23 protein-coding genes are annotated in these 24098 nt (G+C 61.6%); 7 read left to right on the top strand and 16 right to left on the bottom strand.

Features of this window, described 5'->3' with window-relative positions:
• Nucleotides 1–126: 126 nt before the first annotated feature.
• From PG887_RS08460 to rplU, 4 genes are all read right to left on the bottom strand, one after another.
• Complete coding sequence (locus tag PG887_RS08460) at nt 127–1497, bottom strand: YjiH family protein (RefSeq protein ID WP_270821468.1); 1371 nt, start codon at nt 1495–1497, stop codon at nt 127–129.
• A 366-nt stretch (nt 1498–1863) separates the two neighbouring features.
• Nucleotides 1864–3066 carry an Obg family GTPase CgtA gene (cgtA, locus tag PG887_RS08455; RefSeq protein WP_010673200.1) on the bottom strand — a complete coding sequence of 401 codons (1203 nt, stop codon included), beginning with the start codon at nt 3064–3066 and terminating at the stop codon, nt 1864–1866.
• Between the two features lie 189 nt (nt 3067–3255).
• Nucleotides 3256–3513 (bottom strand): 50S ribosomal protein L27, encoded by a 258-nt coding sequence (gene rpmA / locus PG887_RS08450; RefSeq protein WP_010673199.1) that lies wholly within the window; start codon nt 3511–3513, stop codon nt 3256–3258.
• Nucleotides 3514–3530: 17 nt separating this feature from the next.
• The gene (gene rplU, locus PG887_RS08445; RefSeq protein WP_005304210.1) at nt 3531–3842 is read right to left on the bottom strand and encodes a 50S ribosomal protein L21; all 312 of its coding nucleotides are present in this window, start codon (nt 3840–3842) and stop codon (nt 3531–3533) included.
• Between the two features lie 242 nt (nt 3843–4084).
• Here rplU and ispB point away from each other — a divergent pair, with 242 nt between their 5' ends.
• Entirely contained in the window at nt 4085–5056 is a 972-nt protein-coding gene (gene ispB / locus PG887_RS08440) for an octaprenyl diphosphate synthase (protein ID WP_103244303.1), read from the top strand.
• Nucleotides 5057–5140: 84 nt separating this feature from the next.
• Here the strand turns inward: ispB and PG887_RS08435 are convergent, their stop codons facing one another.
• The 10 genes from PG887_RS08435 to PG887_RS08390 all read right to left on the bottom strand — a co-directional run bounded on the left by PG887_RS08435 (nt 5141) and on the right by PG887_RS08390 (nt 15767).
• On the bottom strand, nt 5141–5329 hold the full coding sequence (locus PG887_RS08435) for a DUF2065 domain-containing protein (protein WP_103244302.1): 189 nt from the start codon (nt 5327–5329) through the stop codon (nt 5141–5143).
• Between the two features lie 84 nt (nt 5330–5413).
• Nucleotides 5414–6298: a protease modulator HflC gene (gene hflC, locus PG887_RS08430; RefSeq protein ID WP_103244301.1), complete on the bottom strand. Its 885-nt coding sequence runs from the start codon at nt 6296–6298 to the stop codon at nt 5414–5416.
• A 3-nt stretch (nt 6299–6301) separates the two neighbouring features.
• Entirely contained in the window at nt 6302–7453 is a 1152-nt protein-coding gene (gene hflK / locus PG887_RS08425; protein WP_010673195.1) for an FtsH protease activity modulator HflK, read from the bottom strand.
• 93 nt (nt 7454–7546) lie between these two features.
• On the bottom strand, nt 7547–8833 hold the full coding sequence (hflX, locus tag PG887_RS08420; protein WP_010673194.1) for a ribosome rescue GTPase HflX: 1287 nt from the start codon (nt 8831–8833) through the stop codon (nt 7547–7549).
• A 63-nt stretch (nt 8834–8896) separates the two neighbouring features.
• Nucleotides 8897–9160, bottom strand: a complete 264-nt coding sequence (gene hfq, locus PG887_RS08415) for an RNA chaperone Hfq (protein ID WP_011704864.1) — start codon at nt 9158–9160, stop codon at nt 8897–8899.
• A 72-nt stretch (nt 9161–9232) separates the two neighbouring features.
• Nucleotides 9233–10150 (bottom strand): tRNA (adenosine(37)-N6)-dimethylallyltransferase MiaA, encoded by a 918-nt coding sequence (gene miaA / locus PG887_RS08410; RefSeq protein WP_080770083.1) that lies wholly within the window; start codon nt 10148–10150, stop codon nt 9233–9235.
• A 92-nt stretch (nt 10151–10242) separates the two neighbouring features.
• On the bottom strand, nt 10243–12126 hold the full coding sequence (mutL, locus tag PG887_RS08405; RefSeq protein WP_223952350.1) for a DNA mismatch repair endonuclease MutL: 1884 nt from the start codon (nt 12124–12126) through the stop codon (nt 10243–10245).
• Between the two features lie 106 nt (nt 12127–12232).
• Nucleotides 12233–13750, bottom strand: coding sequence for an N-acetylmuramoyl-L-alanine amidase (locus PG887_RS08400; RefSeq protein ID WP_270821467.1), 1518 nt, complete (start codon nt 13748–13750; stop codon nt 12233–12235).
• A gap of 23 nt (nt 13751–13773) precedes the next feature.
• Nucleotides 13774–14247: a tRNA (adenosine(37)-N6)-threonylcarbamoyltransferase complex ATPase subunit type 1 TsaE gene (gene tsaE, locus PG887_RS08395; protein ID WP_029313846.1), complete on the bottom strand. Its 474-nt coding sequence runs from the start codon at nt 14245–14247 to the stop codon at nt 13774–13776.
• A 17-nt stretch (nt 14248–14264) separates the two neighbouring features.
• Entirely contained in the window at nt 14265–15767 is a 1503-nt protein-coding gene (locus tag PG887_RS08390; protein WP_270821466.1) for an NAD(P)H-hydrate dehydratase, read from the bottom strand.
• Nucleotides 15768–15866: 99 nt separating this feature from the next.
• On the opposite strand from PG887_RS08390, the gene queG reads away from it, so the two are divergent.
• Nucleotides 15867–17021: a tRNA epoxyqueuosine(34) reductase QueG gene (gene queG / locus PG887_RS08385; protein ID WP_183149402.1), complete on the top strand. Its 1155-nt coding sequence runs from the start codon at nt 15867–15869 to the stop codon at nt 17019–17021.
• Between the two features lie 83 nt (nt 17022–17104).
• Entirely contained in the window at nt 17105–17848 is a 744-nt protein-coding gene (gene ppgK / locus PG887_RS08380; RefSeq protein ID WP_010673187.1) for a polyphosphate--glucose phosphotransferase, read from the top strand.
• A 52-nt stretch (nt 17849–17900) separates the two neighbouring features.
• Here ppgK and PG887_RS08375 read toward each other — a convergent pair whose 3' ends face one another.
• Nucleotides 17901–18356 (bottom strand): hypothetical protein, encoded by a 456-nt coding sequence (locus PG887_RS08375; RefSeq protein WP_270821465.1) that lies wholly within the window; start codon nt 18354–18356, stop codon nt 17901–17903.
• Nucleotides 18357–18828: 472 nt separating this feature from the next.
• On the opposite strand from PG887_RS08375, the gene metN reads away from it, so the two are divergent.
• The 4 genes from metN to rfaH all read left to right on the top strand — a co-directional run bounded on the left by metN (nt 18829) and on the right by rfaH (nt 21931).
• Nucleotides 18829–19872 carry a methionine ABC transporter ATP-binding protein MetN gene (gene metN / locus PG887_RS08370; protein WP_039040957.1) on the top strand — a complete coding sequence of 348 codons (1044 nt, stop codon included), beginning with the start codon at nt 18829–18831 and terminating at the stop codon, nt 19870–19872.
• Nucleotides 19853–20506, top strand: a complete 654-nt coding sequence (locus PG887_RS08365; protein ID WP_029313844.1) for a methionine ABC transporter permease — start codon at nt 19853–19855, stop codon at nt 20504–20506. Before metN ends, PG887_RS08365 begins: the two co-directional genes overlap by 20 nt.
• A 26-nt stretch (nt 20507–20532) precedes the next feature.
• Complete coding sequence (gene metQ / locus PG887_RS08360) at nt 20533–21333, top strand: methionine ABC transporter substrate-binding lipoprotein MetQ (RefSeq protein WP_041211129.1); 801 nt, start codon at nt 20533–20535, stop codon at nt 21331–21333.
• Between the two features lie 97 nt (nt 21334–21430).
• A complete protein-coding gene (rfaH, locus tag PG887_RS08355; protein WP_010673182.1) occupies nt 21431–21931 on the top strand; it encodes a transcription/translation regulatory transformer protein RfaH in 501 nt (166 codons plus the stop codon).
• Between the two features lie 167 nt (nt 21932–22098).
• On the opposite strand, the gene PG887_RS08350 is transcribed toward rfaH, so the two are convergent.
• Nucleotides 22099–24075, bottom strand: a complete 1977-nt coding sequence (locus tag PG887_RS08350; RefSeq protein WP_043152548.1) for a methyl-accepting chemotaxis protein — start codon at nt 24073–24075, stop codon at nt 22099–22101.
• Nucleotides 24076–24098: the final 23 nt, after the last annotated feature.

Here is a 24098-nt window from a genome sequence, read left to right as displayed (position 1 = left end):
GTGGTGTGTTTGGAGACAGCCAGTTTACCAGCACCCTGTCTGTCAACTTCCACTTCCCCAAGATCCCGCGAAGAACCTAAAAAAACGGTCAACCCGGGTTGACCGTTTTTCGTTCCACTTCGCCCCTTAGAACAGCAGGTGCGCCACACCGGCAATCACCGGCAGGGTGACCAGGGTGCGCAGCAGGAAGATGACGAACAGCTCCCACAACTTGACCGGGATCTTGCTGCCCAGCAACAGAGCGCCCACTTCCGACATGTAGATGAGCTGGGTGACCGACATGGCGGCGATCACGAAGCGGGTGATGTCGCTCTCGATAGTGGAGGCCAGCACCGCCGGGATGAACATGTCGGCGAAGCCCACCATGATGGTCTTGGAAGCGGCTTCCGCCTCCGGCAATTGCAGCAGCTCGAGCAAAGGCACGAAGGGCGCTCCCAGCCAGTTGAACACCGGGGTGTGCTCCGCCAGCATCAGGGCACAGGTCCCGACGGCCATCACCACCGGCAGCACGCCAAACACCATGTCCAGGGCGTTTTTCACCCCTTCACGCGCCACGGCGCCGAGATCCGTCATGCTGTCGGCCTTGGTCAGGGCACGATGGTAGCCGTAGCTCAGCACGCTGTGCTGATGGGGGATGGCCTCCTGCTTGCGGCACAGGGGAGTACCGTCGCTGTAGACATCCTTCTTCCAGGAGAGCGGCGGCAGGCGCGGTACCACGATGGCGGCCACCACACCGGCCAGGCAGACGGTCAGGTAGAAGGGGACGAACATGTGCTCCAGCTTCACCTGGGAGATCACCACCAGACAGAAGGTGATGGAGACGGCGGAGAAGGTGGTACCGATGACGGCCGCTTCCCGCTGGGTATAGAACTTGCCCTCATACTGCTTGCTGGTCAGCAGGATCCCGACGCTGCCATCACCGAGCCAGGAGGCGAAGCAGTCCACCGCAGAACGACCCGGCAGACGGAACACCGGACGCATGATGCGGGTCATCATGGTACCGACAAACTCCAGCAGACCAAAATCCAGCAGCAAGGGCAGCAGCAGGCCCGCAAAGATGAAGACGGAGAACAGTACCGGCAGCAGATCATGCAGCACCAGGCCGCCGGTCGACCCTGAGCGCAGCACCTCGGGACCGGCTTCAAAGAAGGTCAACAGCACGAAGACCCCGCCCAGCACCCGCACGCACGCCCAGAAGGGGGAGACGTTGAACAGGCTGTTGAGGAAGGGGCGTTTTACCAGGATCGCCGGTTTGAACAGCCAGGCGATCAGGGTCATCAGCATGGTGGTGGTGATGATGGCGCTGACCATGGCCACCAGATGATCGGCAAACACCGTTTGAACCAGCTTCGCCAGCACGGCGACGGGAATGGTGACATTGCCGTCATAGATGACCGGGGTCATGAACAGCAGGATCCCGATCAGTGACGGGATCAAAAACATCAGCACGTTGCGGCGAGTACGGATTGCCGGTGCTTCCAGGGTCTTTTCCAACATATAAACAGCCTTAAATGTGACTTTTCCTTCAGCCGGGCCGCCTGCATACTCATGCCCTCGCCCGGAAAACGGGCGCAAGAATAACCCAAAAAACTGCACAAACAAGCCGTTAATTGATCATTTCAAGCATAAATATTTTATCAGGAGAACCATCCATAAGAACAAACCAAAACAGTCATGCATATCGATTCAATTTGAATGGTTAGCATAATGTTTCATACAGGTTACATTCAGGTGCGCAGTATAATCCGCAGCCACTGTCAGGCAATAAGAGACATGAAAAATATATCTATAGGGTGATCCCGTCGATCCTCCCATAAAAAAACCAGAGCCTGTCTGGCTCCGGTCTTGTCACGAACATGATGCTCAATCGCGAACGTAAATGACTTCGACGCCGTCGTCGTCCTCATCGTCCCAGTCGTCATCGTCCAGGCCATCATCGAAGGCCTTGGACGCCGCCAGGGCATCGGCTTCCGCCTTGGCAAGCTGGTTCTTGTGGTAGTCGTCCCACTTGAACTCCACCTTCTCGATGGCGTCTCTGGCATCCTCCGCCAGCTGACGGGGCATGGTGTCCAGCAGATCCAGGATGTCGTAGCACACCTTCTTGGTGCCTTCCTTGCTGATGGCGGTGATGGCGTAGACCGGACCTTCGTGGTTGAGGGCGGCCTTGACTCTGTCCATCACTTCCTGAGCCTCTTCTTCCAGGATCAGGTCCATCTTGTTGAACACCAGCCAGCGCGGCTTGCCCGCCAGCTCGGGACTGTATTTTTCCAGCTCCCGGACGATGGTCACGGCGTTCTCGGCAGGATCGGAGCCATCCACCGGGCAGATATCCACCAGGTGGATCAGGACGCGGCAACGCTCCAGGTGCTTGAGGAAGCGGATCCCCAGGCCTGCACCCTCGGCAGCCCCTTCGATGAGGCCAGGAATGTCGGCAATGACGAAGGAGCGGGAGTTTTCACCGCGTACCACACCCAGGTTCGGTACCAGGGTGGTGAAGGGGTAGTCTGCCACTTTCGGACGGGCCGCAGAAACGGCGCGAATGAAGGTGGACTTGCCTGCGTTGGGCAGACCCAGCATGCCGACATCCGCCAGCAGCAGCAGCTCCAGCCTCAGGGTACGCACTTCACCCGGGGTGCCGTTGCTCTTCTGGCGCGGCGCCCGGTTGACCGAGCTCTTGAAGCGGGTGTTGCCAAGGCCGTGGAAGCCGCCCTTGGCAACCAGCAGCTTCTGATCGTGACTGGTCAAATCCCCCAGCAGTTCGCCGGTGTCTTCATCGGTGGCACGGGTTCCCACCGGCACGCGCAGGATCTTGTCCTTGCCGCGACGACCGGTACAGTTGGCACTCTGGCCGTTCTCGCCACGCTCGGCGGCGTGGAAGCGCTCGAAACGGTAGTCGATCAGGGTGTTCAGGTTTTCATCGGCCACCAGATACACGTCGCCACCATCACCGCCGTCACCGCCGTCCGGGCCGCCGTTCGGGATGTACTTCTCGCGGCGGAAGCTCACACAACCGTTACCACCGTCACCGGCATCGACTCGAATCTGGACTTCATCAACAAACTTCATAGGTAACCGTCACCTTAATTCGAAAAACCGATACGCAATTATAGTGATACGGGCCCCTTCGGGCGAGGCGCATCTGGCCGATGAGGGCTGTCAGCGCCGGCTCATCCGCGTGCCGTTTTTTCGTCAAACTCATCAGAAAAACAAAAGCCCCGCCAGGTTGGCGGGGCTTCGGATCCTTGCGGTCCGTAATTACTCAGCAACGATGCTGACGTACTTACGATTCTGCGGACCTTTAACTTCGAACTGCACTTTACCGTTCGCGGTAGCGAACAGAGTGTGGTCCTTGCCCAGACCAACGTTCTCACCAGCGTGGAACTTGGTGCCGCGCTGACGAACGATGATGCTGCCAGCCAGAACTGTTTCGCCGCCGAAACGCTTCACGCCCAGGCGTTTAGCTTCAGAATCGCGACCGTTGCGGGATGAACCGCCAGCTTTTTTGTGTGCCATCTATCGGACTCCTCTAATTAAGCGCTGATGCCAGTGATTTTGACTTCAGTGAACCACTGACGGTGGCCCGCTTGCTTACGGTGGTGCTTACGACGACGGAACTTGACGATAGTCACTTTCTCGCCACGGCCGTGAGCCACAACTTCAGCCACAACCTTGCCACCTTCAACGAAAGGAGCACCTACTTTGAAAGTGTCGCCTGCAGCAACCATCAGCACTTCGTTGAAGTCGATGGTAGCGCCAGTCTCAACGTTCAGCTTTTCCAGACGAACGATTTGACCTTCGGCCACACGGTGTTGTTTTCCGCCGCTTTGGAATACCGCGTACATTTGATTAACTCCGTAAAGGCGTGTCTTTTGCTCAAGGCCAGACACGCACAAAAACCTATAACAATGGGCGGGCATTCTACGCAGAACGATTTGCCGAGGCAAGGCCAATTTAGCAAAAAGTTTATTTTGTGCGCATATCTGCCCCCGTGAATAAACGCCTAACTGTAACCCATTGTGAAATCGTGTAGAATCCCCGCCATTGCTAAAAACGCAGTAAATGCTGCCGTCACGTTACGAGACTTATGGACCAACAGACTATCCGTGCGCTCTGTGCCGCCGACATGACGGCGGTCAATGAACTGATCCTGGCGAGACTCCAGTCCGATGTCAGCCTGATCAACCAGCTGGGTTTCTATATTGTCAGTGCAGGCGGAAAACGGATGCGCCCCATGCTGACCGTGATGGCCGCACGCGCACTGGGCTATGAGGGTGAAGATCACCTGAAACTGGCCGCCATCATCGAGTTCATTCACACCTCTACCCTGCTGCACGACGACGTGGTCGACGAATCCGACCTGCGCCGCGGCCGGGAAACCGCCAACGCCCTGTTTGGCAACGCCGCCAGCGTCCTGGTGGGTGACTACCTCTACAGCCGCTCCTTCCAGATGATGAGCGAACTCTCCAACCTGAAGGTGATGGAGATACTCTCCGATGCCACCAACACCATCGCCGAAGGAGAAGTGCTGCAGCTGATGAACTGCAACGATCCGGATACCACGGAAGAGAGCTACATGACGGTCATCTACTGCAAGACCGCCAAGCTGTTTGAAGCCGCGACCCGACTCGCCGCCGTGCTGACCCATCAGCCCCAGCCCGTCGAGCAGGCCATGACCGACTACGGCAAGTACCTGGGTACCGCCTTCCAGATCATCGACGACGTGATGGACTACTGCTCCCAGAGCGAGGAGATGGGCAAGAACGTGGGTGACGATCTGGCCGAAGGCAAGCCGACCCTGCCGCTGTTGCGCGCCATGGAGGCAGGTACCCCGGAAGAGCGTCAACTGGTGCGCGATGCCATCGAGCACCGCAACGGGATGGATCACCTGGAGCGTATTCTGGGCATCCTGGATCGCACCGGAGCTCTCGAATACTCCCGCCAGCGAGCTCGGGAAGAGGCTGACAAGGCCATCGCCGCTCTCGCCATCCTGCCGGACTCCCGGCACAAGCAAGCGCTGGAGACCCTGGCCCACATGGCGGTACAGCGCAGCGCCTGATGCTCAGCCGGAAATAAAAAAGAGGCCCTTTGGCCTCTTTTTTATTGTCCGGAAAACACAGTCTGGCTCACTCATCACCATCCTCTATCGCGCCAGCGCCCACAGAATAACGGCCCCGGCCACCACCAGACAGCCGCCGATGCGGCGCAGCTGCTCGGTGGGCTGCTCGCTCAGCAGCCGCAGCATCTGTTGCCAGGCGCGCGGCATCAGCAGCGGTCCCAACCCCTCGAACAGCAACAGCAACCCCAGCCCCATCAACATGGATGTCAGCATCACCTCTCCTTATCCCCTGCCGGTCTGTGGCTGGCAAACAAAAGGGCCTGAATCATCAGGCCCTTGGGTCATATCAACACGTGTTTACTGCTTGTCACCGTGCGGCGACTTGAGGTAGCGGAAGAACTCGCTGTCCGGCTTCAGCACCATGAGGTCGTTGCCACCGGCGAAGCTCTTGCGATAGGCCTCCATGCTGCGCACGAAGCTGAAGAACTCGGGGTCCTTCTTGTAGCTGTCGGCGTAGATCCTGGCGGCCTCGGCATCCCCTTCACCGCGCAGCTGGCGTGCGTTGCTCTCGGCATCCGCGATCATCACGGTCACCTTGCGGTCGATGTCGGCGCGCAGTATCTCGGCCTGCTCGCGGCCCTGTGAACGGTGTTCACGGGCGACAGCGGTCCGCTCAGCCCGCATCCGCTGATAGATGGAGCTGGAGACTTCCACCGGCAGGTTGATCTGCTTGATGCGCACATCCACCACCTTGATGCCGAGCTCGGAGGAGCGCGCCATCTTCATCAGGGCATCTTCCATCACGGTACTGCGCTCGCCGGAGACGATGTCCTTGATGGTGCGGTTACCGATCTCGGAACGCAGACCGTTGTTGATCTTGCGTTTGAGCAGGTCTTCGGCCTGGATCTTGTTGCCACCGCCGGTCGCCAGGTAGTACTTGGAGAAGTCCTCGATCTTCCACTTCACGTAGGAGTCGATAATGAGGTCCTTCTTCTCGGACGTAACGAAGCGATCCGCCTGGCCTTCCAGGGTCTGGATGCGGGCATCCATCTTGCGTACCTGGTCGATGAGCGGCACCTTGAAGTGCAGGCCCGGCTCGTACAGGCGTGGTTCACCGGAGTCGACCCGTTTCACCTTGCCAAACTGCACCACGATCCCCTTCTGTCCCTCATCGACGATGAAGATGGAAGAGAAACAGACCATGGCGGCCACAGCGATGACACCAATAGCTAGCTTTTTCATCTATCAGTTTCTCCCTGTGCTGAAACGATCACCGCCACGCAGCGGGGTCGGAGTGGAGTTGGCCCCTTCGTTGGACGGCTGGGCCGCCTCGACTGCCGGGGTGCCCGCAGGACGTGCCGGTTGCACGGCATTCGCCTTGCCAGAAAGCTTGTCGAGCGGCAGGTAGATCATGCTGTTGTTGCCAGCCGGCATGTCGACCACCACCTTGTTGGCCTGCTGATAGAGCTCTTCCATGGTTTCGAGGTAGATACGATCACGGGTCAGCTCGGGGGCGGCCTGATACTGGGGCAGCAGCTCGTTGAAGCGAGCGACTTCACCCTTGGCCTTCAACACGATCTGGGACTTGTAGGCTTCGGCCTCCTGCTCCAGACGTTTGACCTGGCCACGAGCCTTGGGCTCCACTTCACGGGCATAGGCTTCCGCTTCACGGATGAAACGCTGCTCATCTTCCTGGGCGGAGATGGCGTCATCAAACGCATCCTTCACCTCTTCCGGCGGACGCGCCGGCAGGAAGTTGACGTCCACGATCTGCAGACCCATCTGATAGGGCTCGATGATGCTGTCGATCACCTGCCAGGTTTCCTGACGCACCTTCTCACGACCCGTGGTCAGCACATCGTCCATCCGGGTGTGACCCACCACGTAGCGCAGGGCGCTGTCGGTGGCCTGGCTCAGGCTCTCGTCGGCGTTGGTCACGCTGAACAGGTACTGCTCGGGATCGACCACACGATACTGCACGTCCATCTCGACCCGCACCACGTTCTCATCCTGGGTCAGCATGAAACCGGACGCCGGCAGGGAACGGACAGACTCCACGTCCACCGGGATCACCCGGTCGATGAAGGTCGGTTTCCAGCGCAGACCGGGATCCACGTTGTGGGAGTATTCGCCAAAACGCAGCACCACGCCCCGCTCGGCTTCGCGAATGGTATAGAAGCCGCTGACGACCCACACCACCACGGCCACCACCAGCGCGATGGAGAGGCCGAACTTGCCGACGTCACCACCACCGGATTTGCCACCACCGAGCAGACCGCCAAAACGACGGCTCACCTTGCGAAGCATCTCGTCCAGATCAGGGGGGCCCTGATTCTTGCCGTTGTTCCCCCAGGGGTCACGGTCTTTGCCATTGTTACCAGGCTCATTCCAAGCCATCAGCGTCTCCATTAATACATGCGGATGGATATCATCTCTATCGGGCAACAGAGGGGCGATGAAGTCAGCAAACCAGTTATGTTCATCGACCCATCAATGCCTGATAAAGCGTTGTAAACTCTCACCTTCTTGTTTCATGAGGCGGTTCCAGTCAGCCAGTTGCAGGCGAACTTCCAGCACAAAGTCCCCCTCCTCGCTGAAACCTTCCTGCTCGATACCTTTCAGCCGATAGAGCGCACTGCGCAGTCTGGCGGCGGAAGGGGGCAGTTGCAGGGTGTGATGCACCATGGAGCCGGCCAGCAGTTCGGTCAGTGCCTGGAACAGGTATTCACTGCCCTCGCCAGTCTGGGCCGACAACCAGACTCGCACCGGTCGTCCAGCCTCATCCCGTTCAAGACCAGCCGGACGATCCCCCAGCTTGTCGATCTTGTTGCAGATCATCAGTTGGGGACGGTCATCCGCCTCGATCTCGGCCAGCACACGCTGGACCGACTCGATATTCTCCTGCATCTGTTCATCGGCGCAGTCCACCACATGCAGCAGCAGGTCCGCTTCGCGAGTCTCCTGCAGGGTCGCCTTGAAGGCCGCGACCAGATCATGGGGCAAGTGCCGAATAAATCCAACTGTATCCGCCAGGATCACATCACCCACATCCTGGATCACCAATTTGCGCAGGGTGGGGTCCAGGGTTGCGAACAATTGGTCGGCAGCATACACGCTGGCATCTGTAAGTTGGTTGAACAAAGTGGATTTTCCGGCGTTGGTATACCCCACCAGAGAAACGGTCGGCACTTCGTTGCGGTTGCGGGCACGGCGCCCCTGCTCCCGCTGCTTGGCCACCTTGTCGAGGCGGCGCAAAATGGCCTTGATGCGCTCACGCAGCAGGCGTCGGTCGGTTTCAAGCTGGGTTTCACCCGGGCCGCGCAGACCGATCCCCCCCTTTTGTCGCTCAAGGTGGGTCCAGCCTCGCACCAGACGAGTGGAAAGATGGCGCAACTGGGCCAGTTCGACCTGCAACTTGCCTTCGTGAGTGCGGGCGCGCTGGGCGAAGATATCGAGGATAAGACCAGTCCTGTCCACGACCCGGCACTGGAACAGACGCTCCAGGTTGCGCTCCTGGGCGGGGGTCAGGGCATGGTTGAAGATGACCACATCGGCGTCCAGCATCTGGACCTGGGACGCGATCTCTTCCGCCTTGCCGCTGCCGACAAAAAATTTGGCGCTGGGTGCGCTGCGACTGGTGGTGATCACCCCCAGTGCATTGACCCCGGCCGAGCTCACCAGCATCTTGAGCTCGTCCAGATCCTCCCGCTCGCCCTCATCGCTGAAGTTGACATGTACCAGAACGGCCTGTTCACCAGCTTCGTAACGGTCAAACAAGCGCTTGCTCCTTGACAGGTATCATGATGGATCTGAGTTGGCGAGTGAACTCGCCGCAGGATATCACGCCTCGGCTTCACCCTGCTCTTCACCGGCGGCGCCCGGGGCGTGCTGGTGATGGTTGACGGCACGGGCCGGCACCACGGTGGAAATGGCGTGCTTGTAGACCATCTGGCTCACGGTGTTCTTCAGCAGAATGACAAACTGGTCAAACGATTCGATCTGACCCTGCAGTTTGATGCCGTTCACCAAATAGATAGAAACAGGAATACGCTCACGGCGCAGCGCATTCAAAAACGGGTCTTGGAGAGATTGCCCCTTAGCCATCTTTCTTTTCCTTATAGTTTGTTGTTTTTAAACACCGGATATTCAATATAACAACCTGATTATACAGGAGTGTCAAGCCGGACCAGCTTGGGCGACGACCCTGGCCAGATTGCCAGACTCACCAGATTCCAACCAGGTCACATCAGGCCAACCGCGCAACCAGGTCATCTGACGCTTGGCCAACTGGCGGGTGGCAACAATGCCGCGATAACGCATCTCATCATACTCCACTTCCCCCGCCAGGTAGTCCCACATTTGGCGGTATCCCACGCAGCGAATGGAGGGAAGATCCGGGGTGAGATCCCCCCGCTCGTAAAGCGCCCTGACCTCCTGCTCGAAGCCGCTGCCTAGCATCTTGTCAAACCGCTGCTCGATGCGCTGGTGCAGCACGGCCCGATCCCTCGGCGCGATGGCAAACTGCAGCGCCCGGTAGGGCAGCCCCTCTCCCTGTACCTGGGTCAACTCGGTGAGGGTCTTGCCGCTGATGCGGTAAACCTCGAGCGCCCGGCACAGGCGCTGGGGATCGTTGGGGTGGATGCGGGCACCGGCCACCGGGTCGATGCGCACCAGTTCGTCATGGAGCGCCTGCCAGCCGAGGCGGGCAGCCTCTTCCTCGATGCCGGCCCGAATGGCCGGATCGGCGGAAGGCAGCGGAGAAAGCCCCTCCAGCAGCGCCTTGAAATAGAGCATGGTGCCGCCCACCAGCAGCGGAATGCGGCCACGGTCGGCGATCTCTTTCATCTCCCGCAGGGCATCCTTGCAAAAATCCGCCGCCGAATAGCTCATGGCGGGATCCAGGATGTCGATCAGCCGGTGCGGGGCCTGCGCCAGCTCGGCTGGCGTCGGCTTGGCGGTGCCTATGTCCATGCCGCGATAGATGAGCGCGGAGTCCACGCTGATGATGTCGCAGGGCAGGGCCTGGCACAGTTCAATGGCGAGATCCGTCTTGCCGGAGGCCGTCGGCCCCATCAGAAAAATTGCAGTCGGCAAGTCAGCCACGTTAAACACTCCCTTCGGCCGCCCCTTCACGGGCGAACCGGCATAAAACTGGTCATATGGATGCAACAGACGACGAGACGCCGTCAGTTGCCATCGGCAAACTCGGCCAGCACGTTCGCCAGCGGCAACGGACGCACCATGCGAACGTCTGCCAGTTGGTCACTGAAATCGGCAACAAGTTCCGTCAACAACCGGGTGGCAGTGGCAAAATCGTATATTTTTTCGGCACTTATGCCTTGTTCCACCAACCACTGGCATAGTACTCCAGCCTGCGCATCGGCATCACTGTCAGATCCGCTCTCGACCAGCTGCAACAATTCGGGTAAGAGGCGTGCCAGATCGGTCTGGCGCAGCAGGGCAGGCACCCGAGTCAGGATCATGGTGTCGCGTCCCCCGCTTTTCAACTCCAGCCCCATGCGTTTGAGCAGACGTTCCCGCTCCTCCACCAGGGCGACCAGGTTTTTCGGCAGCTTGAAGGAGACCGGCAACAACAGAGGCTGGGCCGCCAGCCCCTGGCCCCAGGCATCCAGCAGCCAGTGGCGCAACAACAGACGCTCGGCACGCACCAGGGAGAGCAGCGCCAACTGCCCCTGACGCTCCATCAGCAGATAGGCCTGCTCGACCAGGCTTAGGGCACGCCACTCCCCCGTTCGGGCAGGCGTCTCGACGGCGTCGTTCTCGGCTCCGGGCCGGGATGCCGGCATCGCCACCTCGGGCAGGGTGGTGAGCAAGGCGCCCATGCCTCGCATGGCGGCCCGGCTCGGGGGCTCGGGAGGCTGGTAGTGTCCTCCCCTGCCACCACCGCCTTCCCGCACGCCGTCGCCATCTCGCGCAGGGGCAGGAGCCCGATAGCCGTGTTCGGCACCGTACCACTCGGTGCGCGGCGCCTGACCCGGATAGGTGATCTCCGGGCTGCCCGGCAGCTCGACCTGGGTCTCGGCCAGGGGGGCATCGGTGGCGCTCCCTGCCCCGTCCTGGCGCAGTGCGGTAAACAGCGCCTGGAAGATGAAATCGTGGATGAGACGCGCCTGATGGAAACGCACTTCGTGCTTGGCCGGATGGACGTTGACATCCACCTGGCGGGGATCCAGCTCGATATAGAGCACATAGGCCGCGAAGCGATCGGCGGGCAGCAGCTCGTCATAGGCCTGGCGAATGGCGTGATTGATGAGCTTGTCCCGCATCATGCGGCCATTGACATAGGTGTATTGCAGGTCGTTCTGCGGCCTGGCTCCTGCCGGGGTGGCCAGCCAGCCCCACAACCGCACGTCGCTGTGTTCGCTCGATACCGCCAGGGCATGGTGCATGAAGGGGGAGCCGCAGACGGCGGCGAGGCGACGCTCCTGCTCCGCCACCGTGTTGGCCGCCTTGTACTGGCGCACCACCTTGCCGTTGTGGCGCAGGATCAGGGTAGCGTCGAAGCGGGAGAGCGCGATGCGGCGCACCAGTTCGTCGATGTGGGCAAATTCGGTCTTTTCGCTGCGCATGAACTTGCGCCGCGCCGGGGTGTTGAAGAAGAGATCCACCACCTCCACCGTGGTGCCCACCGGGTGGGCTGCCGGCTTGACGGTGACGCTCATCTCACGCCCTTCCGCCTGGGCCTGCCAGGCCTCGCTCTGCTCTGCCGTACGGGAGGTGAAGGTGAGGCGGGAGACGGAGCTGATGGAGGCGAGCGCCTCCCCGCGAAAGCCCAGGCTGTTGATCCCTTCCAGATCGTCCAGGGTCGCCACCTTGGAGGTGGCGTGGCGCGACAGCGCCAGCACCAGCTCATCCCTGGCGACACCGCAGCCGTTGTCACGAATGCGGATAAGCTTGGCGCCTCCCTTGTCGATGTCGATCTCGACCCGGTCAGCCCCCGCATCCAGGCTGTTTTCCACCAATTCCTTCACCACGGAGGAGGGCCGCTCCACGACCTCACCGGCAGCAATCTGGTTGGCCAGAATCGGCGGCAATATACGGATTGGCATCGCTTGCTCCTGCAGATGAAAAAGGGGAAGAGGTGGACCTGGCGCCATCAACGCTCACCGCCCCTCCCTGCCATCGGCAGAGAAGAGCGGCGTTCTTCAGCCCGCGCTATTTTCGCGGAATATAGAGCACCTGCCCTATCTGGATGTCCCGTGACTTGAGCTTGTTGATCTCCACCAGTCGCGCCTGACTCACCCCGTGTTTCTCGGCGAGACGGGAGAGACTCTGGCCACGGGTGACCACGTGGCGGATCATGTTGGACTTGTCGTTGCTCTGCACGCTGGCTACCGGCGCACTCGGCTCCTGGGCTGCGACCTTGTAAGGTTTGATCACGCCGGCACCGGAGGCGCTGCCGACGCTGCTGACCGGGGCGCCGCCCTCACCAACGCGATAGGGCTCGCTCGCCGGCATCCGGTTGGTCACGACCTGCTGCGTTGGCTGGGCAACCGGCTTGCTGACGGCGACCGGCTTGCTGGCAGGCGCCTGACGCGGCGGGGCGGCAACCTGGCCCTTGCCGGTGAGCATGGGCCCCTTGGTCGGATGGCTGCGGTAATAGTTGCGGATCCCCTCGAAGATGGCCCGGGCCAGCTGATCCTGATAGCTGGCGGTGGCCAGCAGCTTCTCCTCGGCGTGGTTCGAGATAAAGCCGGTTTCCACCAGTACCGAGGGGATGTCCGGCGCCTTCAGCACCGCCAGACTCGCATGTTCCGGCGCCTTCTTGTGCAATCTGGCCACCCGGCCGAGCGAGCGCAGGATCTGGCGGCTGACGTCATAGCCTTCAGCCCGCGACTTGTCCATGGAGAGATCCAGGAAGGTCTGCGCCAGATAGGGGTTGGGATCAGACTCGGCCAATACCTTGCCAACGCCCCCCAGGAGCTCCCCCTGCTTCTCCTGCTTCTCGAGCCAGCTACCCATCTCGCGGTTGGCGCGGTTGGTCGACAGCACCCAGACGGAGGCGCCGCGAGGAGTCGAGTTGTGGAAGCTGTCGGCATGCACCGACACCAGCAGGTCTGCCTTGGCCTTGCGGGCAATCTCGGAGCGTTTGTTGAGATCGACGAAGTAGTCGCCACGGCGGGTCAGCACGGCGCGCATGCCGGGCTCCCGGTCGATGAGGGCCGCCAGCTTCTGGGAGACCGCCAGGGTCACCCGCTTCTCGTAGGTGCGGCGCGGGCCGATGGAGCCCGGGTCTTCCCCGCCGTGACCAGGATCGATGGCGATGACGATGGCCTTGCCGTGCCCCCCGACGGGAGCGGGCTGCGCCGCAGCGCTCCCCTTCTCTTCATAGGGAAGATCGATCACAAGACGGTGGCCATAGGGGCCTGCCGGCGCCAGCGGGAAGACCACCGGCTTGATGGCAGAGCCGAGATCCAGCACCAGTCGCAGGCCGCCCTTCTCCAGCGGCGTGCTCTCGCGGATCTTGCGCACCAGCTCGCTCTTGTTCTCGATGCCGGCCAGGTTGGTGGCGTTGCTCGCCCCTTTCAGGTCGATGACCAGACGGTTCGGACCGGTCAGGGTGAAGTAGTTGAAATTGGGGGCGCTGCTCATGTCGAGCACCACCCGGGTGTTGTCCGGTGATGGCCACACCCGCACACTCTTGAGCTGATTGGCCCAGGTGGGCAATGCCATCAGGGAGAGAACAAAAACAAGGATCACGCGCACTGAGATGACAACCGTTCCAGAATGGCTTCGCCGATAGCAGTGCGGGCATCAATCTGCACCTCGCGCTGCTCGTTTGCATAACTCAGGGTGATCTCGAGATCCGGGGCTGGCAGCCAGCCGTCGCCCTTCTCTGGCCACTCCACCAGGCAGAGGGTATCGGCGGCGAAATAGTCGCGAATGCCCATGAACTCCAGCTCTTCCGGGTCCGCCAGTCGATAGAGATCGAAGTGATAGACCTGCCACTGGGCAAGCTCATAGGGCTCCACCAGGGTATAGGTCGGACTCTTGACCTTGCCCTCATGACCCAGTCCCTGCACCCAGCCTCGGGTCAGGGTGGTTTTGCCGGCCCCGAGGGCACCGTGCAGAAATACCGTGGTGGCCTGTTGGCACGCCTTTGCCAGACGGCCACCCAGCGCCACTGTTGCTGCCTCGTCCGGCAGTGTCATCATCAAGGTTTTTGCCATGTTCTTCTTGTTACTTGTTACTGTGTCGGATTGACCAGACGACGGATCCAGGGCAGCAGATCCGATGCCAGCATGCCCCTCTCACCCTCGGCAGCGGCCAGATCGGCGGCCTCTGCGTGGATCACGGCCCCGAGTCGGGTGGCCATGCCCGCAGACCAGCCCTGAGCCAGAAGGGCGGCGATTATACCAGACAAGAGGTCACCCATGCCGCCACTGGCCATGCCGGGGTTGCCCTCGTCGCACAGGGAAATGCGCCTGCCGTCGCAGATGAGCGACCCCGCCCCCTTGAGCAGCACCACGCCACCGTAGCGCTGTTGCAGCCGCGAGACGGCCGCAAACCTGTCCCCCTCGACCTCGGCGATGGTGCAGCCCAGCAGGCGAGCCGCCTCCCCGGGGTGGGGCGTGAGCACCCAATTATCCTGATGACGGGGGGCCTGCGCCAGCCAATTCAATCCATCGGCATCCAATACCAGTGGCACGGCGGCTCCGATGCCCTGTTCGAACCGGGCCCGGCCCCACTCATCCTGACCGAGCCCGGGGCCCAGTACCTGCACCGATGCCCATCCTTCATCCATGTCCGCCGGGCATCCCATCAGCTCGGGTTGAACCAGGCTGGCCGCCGGGAAATCCGGGTGCTGGCGCAGGCGTACCAATCCCGCCCCCGCCCGCAGACAGGCCTGACCCGCCAGCAGGATGGCCCCCTGCATGCCGAGGTTCCCCCCCGTCAGCAGTACCTTGCCGCTGTGTCCCTTGTGAGCCGAGCGCCTGCGCGGGGTCAGCAACCCCTTGAGGCTGGGATAATCGATCCGCTCGGCAGCGGGAACCCGTTCCTCCCCCGGCGTCACTCCCAGGAGATCCCGGTCGAGGTGGCCGACTCCGTCTACCCCGTCGGCGGTGAGCATACCCTGCTTGATACCGATGAAAGTGAGGGTGCGGGTGGCACGCACCAGTGCGCCCATGGCGCGGCCGGTGTCGGCATGGAGACCGGAGGGGAGATCCACCGCCAGCACGGGCGCGTTCAAGCCATTGATTGTTGCGACGATCTTTGTCATTGACGAGGAGAGGGGAAGCTGGACACCGGTACCGAGCAGTGCGTCTATGACCAGATCCGGCGGCGGCAGCGTGGCGGGCAGCAGATCCTCGGCCATGGTCACGCTCCCCCCCGATGCGAGCCACTCTTCGGCAGCCCGCCTGGCATCTCCCCTCAGCAGGCCGGGAGCCCGGGCGGCAATCACCAAAGGCTCGAGGCCGATGCGCCGGGCAAGGCGGGCCAGCACGTAGCCGTCACCGCCGTTGTTGCCAGGGCCGACGAAGATCCACCACTGGCGGCTGTCGGGCCAGTGGTGACAGGCATAGTTGCACAGCGCACTCCCGGCCCGCTCCATCAGCACATAGAGGGGCAACCCCTCCTGCTCGGCCCAGCGCCGTTCCATGCTGCGGATCTGCTCGGCCCGCCACAGGGGTTGTGCTAGACTCTCCCACTCATTTTTGCGGATAGCGTCCCCGAACACCTCTACCATGACGGCCCCCACGTTTCATCATCCCATGACCCGGCAACTGGCACGCCATATTGCCGCCCTGCGCCTGCCACACTCCTGCAGGCAGAGGGGGGATGCTGCATGACGGCTGCCGAACTTGCGCAACTGGCCCACGATATCAAGCTCTGGGCAAGGGAGCTAGGATTTGACCAGGTCGGCATCGCCGACACCGACCTCACCCTGGAAGAGCCAAGGTTGCAGGCCTGGCTGGATGCCGGTTATCACGGGACCATGGACTACATGGCGCGCCACGGCATGATGAGGGCCCGCCCCCACGAGCTGTTGCCGGGCACCTTGCGGGTCATCTCGGTGCGGATGAACTACCTCCCGTTCGAGGCGGGCTTTGCCGCCACCCTGCGCAATCCCACCCTCGGCTACATCAGCCGCTATGCCCTCGGCCGCGACTACCACAAGGTGCTGCGCAATCGGCTCAAACAGTTGGGGGAGCGCATCGAGCTGCGGTGCGAAACCCTGTTGCAGGCGGCGGGACAAACCCTGGGCGAGTGGCGCCCCTTCGTCGACTCGGCCCCTATTCTGGAAAGGCCGCTAGCGGCCAAGGCGGGCCTTGGCTGGGTGGGAAAGCACTCGCTGCTGATCAACGAGTCCGCCGGCTCCTTCTTCTTTCTGGGAGAATTGCTCATCGCCCTGCCGCTGCCCGTGGATACCCCGGTGGAGAAGGAGCTGTGTGGCAAGTGCGTGGCCTGCATCAATATCTGCCCCACCGGTGCCATCATCGCCCCCTATGTGGTAGACGGACGGCGCTGCATATCCTATCTCACCATCGAGAATGACGGCCCCATTCCCGAGGAGTTCAGGCCGCTCATGGGCAATCGCATCTATGGCTGTGACGACTGCCAGCTCATCTGCCCCTGGAACCGCTATGCCGATGCCAGCCCGGAGCCCGACTTCAGCCCGCGCCCCAATCTGCACCGCCCGCCCCTCTTGACCTTGTGGGGCTGGAGCGAGGCCGAATTTCTCAAGCACACGGAAGGCAGCCCCATCCGCCGCATCGGCTATCAGCGCTGGCGCCGCAACCTGGCGGTGGCCCTTGGCAACGGACCGGCCAGCAGCGAGGTCCTGGCCGCCCTGGAACAGGCGCTGCCTGAGGCGGCGCCCATGGTGGCCGAGCATATCGAGTGGGCGCTGGCGACCCTGGCCAGGCGTCAGCAGGAAGAGAATAAAAAGACGCGATTGCTGATCCGCTGCATCGAAAAAGGTCTGCCGGATCACGCATAAGTGATCTGGCACTTGCCGGATCGCAGCCATTTTTTCATGCTCTGCCGACCATTGAACATCGGCACAATAAAAGGAAGATTCTGATGCAGATGCTGGGAGTAGATATTGGGGGGTCCGGGATCAAGGGCTGCCTGGTCGACACCGAAACCGGGGAGCTGATTGGCGAACGCCACCGCATCGCCACACCGCAACCGGCAACCCCGGCCGCCGTGGCACACACCCTCAAGGCGCTGGTCGAGCACTTCCAATGGAAGGGTCCCGTGGGGTGCGGTTTTCCCGCCACCATCCACAACGGCATCGCCAAGAATGCCTCCAACATCGACAAGAGCTGGATTGAGACCGATGCAGCCCACCTGTTTGCCGATGTGACCGGCCTGCCCTGCCATGTCCTGAACGACGCCGATGCGGCCGGTCTGGCGGAGATGCGCTTTGGCACCGGGCAGGATCGCCAGGGGGTCATCATTCTCATCACCGTCGGCACCGGCATCGGTACCGCCGTCTTCGTCAATGGCCAGTTGCTGCCCAATACCGAGCTGGGCCACCTGATGCTGGAAGGCATGGTGGCCGAACACTATTGCTCCGATGCGGTGCGCAAGCGCGAGGATCTTTCCTGGGGCCGCTGGGGCAAACGTTTCAACAAATACCTGGCTCGCCTGGAGTTTCTGTTCTCCCCCGATCTCTTCATCCTGGGGGGCGGCAGCGCCGCCAAGCTCGACAAGTTCATCGACAAGATTGAGACCCGGGCTCCCCTGGTGGCGGCCGCGAACCTCAACCAGGCCGGCATCATAGGCGCCGCCCTCTATGGCGCGGCCCGGCAAGGGGGCTGACCGCCAGCAACATCAGAAGACCCGGCCCGTGCCGGGTCTCTCCCATCCGGGCTCAGAGATCGTCGAGGCGATGAACACCGTGTACCAGGCGGGTCAGGCGGGATTGGGCCATGGAGGCCAGGGCTTTCAGCAGCGCCGCCGTATCGGGCGTGGGGCACTCCCGGGCCAGACGTTCCAGCTCGCCGATGAGCCTCTCCTCCTGGCGTGACACCAGGGCCACTATCTCCGCGGGCTGGGTTGTGGCGGGCAGCGCCAGACGATCCCCCTCGGCCAGCAGATCCTCGCCAAACCCCTGATCCAGCCAGGTCTCCTTCACCGCGCTGCCCATCTGCTCGCGATAATCGTGCAGATGAGCCGCCGCGGCATCCTCCCGCCCTTGCAGATAGGCCAGCAACATTCTGCTGCGCTCAGCATCCACCCGGGGGATCTGGCGCCCGTAAATGTGCCCTTGCCGATGATGAAGCTCCTCGAGATAGAGCATCAGGTCCTTGATCTGTTGGAATCGCATCTCGCCTCCCTCCTGGCATCCACCTGCAGCCAGTATAGGGAGCTGGCATGTCGACACGGCCACGAACTGGTCATTTATTGTTCTGCATCAAGGAGATGGAAAAGAAAACAGAAAAAGAGACGGCAGGAGGAAGGGGAAACCGGCAGCGATGCTGCCCGGACGACCGGGCATCTTGTCCGAAGGGGAGACATCAAATCGACGACATAAAATATATTTACCAGCTTATATTCGGACTAGAGTCATCAAATCGGAATCTAATATTGATGCTGGTGGTTATACCTCCACACCATAGTCAAATGGCGGGAATCCTTATCCATTTTTTAGACGTCTAGACGTAAAAACATGCGTTGACACAGCCATCCGGACATCTTAGCATCATCCTCCATGATGACAGAGCTACCCAGTGAAACCTCTGCCCAATTTACCCGCCTGTAGCGCCCTGTGCTTTAAGGCTGTTAGCACGGAAGAATCCATGATTAAGTTGATCGGTCTCAACAAAGTCTACGGTAAAGGCAGTGATGCCGTGCACGCCCTGCGTGACGTGAGCCTGCATGTGCCCCAAGGCAAGATCTTCGGGGTGATCGGTGCCTCCGGTGCCGGCAAGAGTACCCTCATCCGCTGCGTCAACCTGCTGGAGCGCCCCACCGAGGGGCAGGTCATCGTCGATGGCCAGGACCTGGTCGCCCTGAGCGAGCGGGATCTGACTCAGGCTCGCCGCCAGATCGGCATGATCTTCCAGCACTTCAACCTGCTGGCCTCTCGCACCGTCTCCGCCAACATCGCCTTCCCGCTGGAACTGGCGGGCTGGAGCAAGGACAAGATCCAGAGCCGGGTCAGCGAACTGCTGGCCCTGGTCGGGCTGGAAGCCCGTGCCCACGCTTATCCGTCCGAGCTCTCCGGCGGCCAGAAGCAGCGCGTCGCCATCGCCCGTGCCCTGGCACCGGCTCCCAAGGTCCTGCTGTGCGACGAGGCCACCTCGGCCCTCGACCCCCAGACCACACGCTCGATCCTGACCCTGCTCAAGGAGATCAACGTCAAGCTGGGGCTCACCATACTGCTCATCACCCACGAAATGGACGTGGTGAAGGGGATCTGCGACGAAGTGGCCATCATCAGCGACGGCCGTCTCATCGAGCAGGGGGAAGTGGCCTGGTTCTTCAGCAATGCCAAGACCCAGCTGGCCCGGGATTTCATCCACTCCACCATCCACCTGGAAGTGCCCCAGGAGTATCAGGATCGGATGAGTAGCGACCGGGTGCCCGGCAGCTATCCCCTGGTGAAGCTCGGCTTTACCGGGACCACGGTGGATTCGCCGCTGATTTCCGAGGCGAGCCGCCGTTTCAACATCGACATCAGCATCCTGAGCGCAGACATCGAATACGCCGGTGGCGTCAAGTTCGGCTTCCTGCTGGCGGAACTGTTCGGGGACGAGGCCCAGTGCGAGGCCACCCAGCAGTTCCTCATCGACAACCACATTCAGCTGGAGGTAATGGGTTATGTCCGAAGCAATGATTAATCTGCTGATTTCGGCTCTGGGCGACACCCTCATCATGGTGTTTGCCTCCGCCCTGTTCGGCTGCCTGCTCGGCCTGCCGCTCGGCGTTGCGCTGCACGTGACCAAGGCGGGCCAGATCCTGGCAAATCCGCTGCTCAACAAGGTCCTGGGCGTCATCGTCAACGTCGGTCGCTCGGTGCCCTTCATCATTCTGCTGGTCGCCATCATTCCGTTGACCCGCTTCATCGTCGGCACCAGCATCGGCACCATCGCCGCCATCGTGCCGCTGACCGTGGGCTGCATTCCCTTCATCGCCCGCCTGGTGGAAGGGGCCCTGATGGAGGTGCCTGACGGCCTGCTGGAAGCGGCCAAGGCCATGGGGGCCAAACCCCTGCAAATCATCGCCAAGGTGCTGCTGCCCGAGGCCCTGCCGGGGATCCTCAACAGCGTCATCATCACCCTCGTCACCCTGGTGAACTACTCCGCCATGGCAGGTGCCATCGGAGGCGGTGGTCTCGGTGATGTGGGTATTCGCTACGGCTACCAGCGTTTCGATCCCACCGTCATGCTGGTCACCGTGGTCATTCTGGTGGTGCTGGTTCAACTCATCCAGAGCGCGGGTGAGCGCCTGGTCAAACAATGTGATCATCGTTAATCGTCGATTTCTGACAGGAGGTTTTTATGAAATTGGGCATCAAATCCGCAGCAGCTGCGCTGCTGGCAACCCTGGTACTGGTCGGCTGCGGCCAGAAGGAAGAGAACAAGACCCTGAAGGTGGGCGCCATCGCCGGTCCCGAGACCGAGCTGGTTGAGACCGCGGCCAAGGTGGCCAAGGAAAAATACGGCCTGACCGTCGAAGTGGTCACCTTCTCCGACTACGTCACCCCGAACGTGGCCCTGAACGACGGCAGCGTCGACGTCAACGCCTTCCAGCACAAGCCCTACCTGGATGCCCAGATCCGTGATCGCGGCTTCAAGCTGGTGCCGGTCGGCAACACCTTCGTCTACCCGATCGCCGGTTACTCCAAGAAGGTCAAGGCCCTGTCCGAGCTGAAAGACGGTGCCCAGATCGCGGTGCCGAACGATCCGACCAACCTGGGTCGTTCCCTGATCCTGCTGGAGAAGCAGGGCCTGCTGACGCTGAAAGAGGGTGCCGGTCTGGAAGCGACCGTACTGGACATCGCCAGCAACCCGCGCAACTTCAAGATCGTCGAGCTGGAAGCCGCACAACTGCCGCGCTCCCTGGAAGACGTGGATCTGGCCATCATCAACAACACCTTCGCCGGTCAGATTGGTCTGACCCCGACCGAGAACGGCCTGTTTGTCGAAGACAAGGAGTCCCCCTACGTCAACCTGATCGTTGCTCGCGAGAACAACAAGGACGACGAGAAGGTCAAGGAGTTCGTCCAGTCCTTCCAGACCGACGAGGTCTTCAAGAAGGGGACCGAGCTGTTCAAGGGCGGTCTGGTGAAAGGTTGGTAATCACTCACTCTGGAAAAAAGGCCACGTCAAGCGTGGCCTTTTTTTTTACCCCCGTTATCATAGCCACAAGCACGGCAACACGAAAAACAGAACAACAATGAAGAAATGGTATCTGGCCTACTGCAAACCCAAGGAAGAGGCCCGCGCCCGCGCCCATCTGGCAGCCCAGGGCGTTGAATCCTATTACCCCATGGTCGAGATTGAAAAACTGCGGCGAGGCAAGCGCGTGCCCCAGCGCGAGCCCATGTTCCCCAACTATCTCTTCATCTACGTGGATCTGGAAGAGGTCACCCCGGTCACCCTGAAATCGACCCGGGGCATCAGTCGCATCATCCACTTCGGCAAGGAGTGGACCCCAGTCAGCAGCCAGCTGATCTACCGGCTCATGAGCCGGGACGACAGCGACGAGGCGCGCGCCAGCTATGCCCGCCTGCCGACCCAGGGAGACAAGGTACTTATCGAATCCGGCCCCCTCGCCGGGTTTGAAGCCATCTATCTGGAACCGGATGGCGAAAAGCGGGCCATCCTGCTGGTCAACCTGCTCAACCAGGAGACCTGCAGCAGCTTCGAAAACCAGGCCTTCCGCCGCCTGGAGTGACCCGTCCTGCCGGCAGAAAGAGCCACAGGGCAGTACACAAGACACCATCCCCCAGCTTCCGAACGGTCAGGACCGCACCTGCGGCGTGCATCCTTCCACCACCAAGTTTTCGGGCCGAAAAAAACGGGGCAGACCCAGAGGTCTGCCCCGTTTTTCTCTCACTTGCGTCAGGCATCCAGTTCGAAGCGGCTGATGGCCGATGTCAGTCTCCCGGTCTCCCGGGTCAGGCGGGCGGCGATCTGCTCCCCCTGCTGGCCATGCTCGCTGGACTGATGGCTGAGCCCGGCAATCTCCTCCACCGTGCCCGCCACCTCCTGCGCCGCCCTTGACTGCTGCTCGGTGGCGGTGGCGATGGCGGCAAGCTGGCCGCTGAGATCCTGCACCAGCGTCGCCATCGACTCCAGAGTCTCGGTCACCGAGGCCACGGCGCCGCGCCCCTGCTCCACCAGCAGGGTGCCGCTGCCCACGGTATCCGCGGTCTCCCGGGTCTGCTGCTGGATGCTGGCAATGGTCTGGTTGATCTCCATGGTCGATGCGCTGGTGCGGCTGGCCAACTGCCTCACTTCATCGGCCACCACGGCAAATCCCCGTCCCTGCTCACCGGCCCGCGCCGCCTCGATGGCCGCATTGAGTGCCAGCAGATTGGTCTGCTCGGCGATGGTGGCGATCACTTCGGTGACCCTCCCCACTTGCTCGCTCTGGCTGCTGAGCTGCGTCATCGCCTGGTTTGCCTGGGCAATCATGGCACCAATCTGCGCCATGGTGGTCCCCATGCGGGCGAGGGCCTGCTCCCCCTCCCTTGCCTGTTGCTCGGTCTGGCGAGCCGCTCCCGCCGCGTCCGCAATGTTGCCCGCCACATCCCGGGTACTGACCGACATCTGCTCGATGGCGGCTGCCACCGCATCGAGCCGCTGATTCTGGCTTGCCAGATCATCCACGATGGCATTGGTGGTCTGGCCCACCTCGCGGCCAGCCCCTTCCACCTGACCGACCGCCCCCTGGATCTCCCCCACCAGCTCGCGCAACTGTGCCGACATCCGGTTGATGGAGCCCGTGAGCCCTCCCAGCTCATCCTGACGAAGCACGGGCAAGGGGGTGACGGGGAGGCGGCCATCGGCCACCAGGCCCGCCCGTTTCACCAGGCTGGCGATGTCCCGGGTCAGGCGTCGGCTGAACAGCAGGGCCACCAGGGTGCCCAGCAGGATGACGCTGGTGGTGGCCAGCAGCAGGGTGCGGTGAATGGTCTGACTGGCGGCCGCCATCTCCCCCGCCATCTTGTCCACCTCGGCACGGGTATGGGTCACCTGGGTCGCCAGCTGATCCGCCAGCCGGGTCAGGGCGGGCTCTATCTCGGTAGCCATCAGGTGGTTGGCCCTGTCCCAGTCCGGGGCCTGGCGCTTCTCGATCACCTGACCGACCAGCTCTGCAAAGGGGGCTGACATCTCTTCAAAGAGCGTCCAGAGCCCCTTTTGTGCCTCGGTGAAGTTGGCCTCTTGCTGTTTCAGCTCGGCCACCCGCTGCTGGTGGAACTGGTAGTAGTCCCGATACTTGTCCAGGTACTCCTTCTCCCCCGAGATGAGGAAATCCCGCAGAGCGGAGAGCGCATTGCCCAGGCTGTTGTAGGCATCCCCCACCTGCTTGAGCAGCAGGCGCCTGTCACCGGGCAACGTCGCCTGGGGCGTCGCCACCTCTTCATTGGCAAAAGACTGCAACTGATCGAGGGCCGACTCCGCCAGGGGGCCGGCCTCCAGCAGCATCAGGGTGTGGGCGGGCAGGTTCTCTTCGGTGTGAGCCAGGGCCCACACCTGTGACTGTGCCCCCTTGAAATCCTTGAGTGCCCGGGTCAGGTCGGGAGTGAAACGCTGGCGCTCGATGGCGTGCCAGGCCTCTTCCCACTCCTGCTTGATGCGATCACCCTGTGCCGGATCCTTGCCGAGGATGAGATAGGCCCGCAGGGATGAAACGGTGGCAATCAGGGCTTTCTGGCTCGCCTCGTCCCGCTGCAGGGCGGGCAGGGCCTGGGCCAGCAAGGCATCTTGCGAGCCTTCGATCCGGCCGAGCTGATGATAGACAAGGGCGGAGGAGAGAATGATGAGCAGGTTGATAAAACAGAAGCTCAACAACAACTTGCTTGATATTTTCATGGCCATCCTTGGAATTCGTCGGG

Source organism: Aeromonas sp. QDB14 (genome assembly GCF_027707845.1).
Taxonomy (GTDB): Bacteria; Pseudomonadota; Gammaproteobacteria; order Enterobacterales; family Aeromonadaceae; genus Aeromonas; species Aeromonas caviae.
The sequence above is the reverse complement of the archived record's forward strand: the minus strand, read 5'-3'. Positions and strand labels throughout refer to the sequence as shown.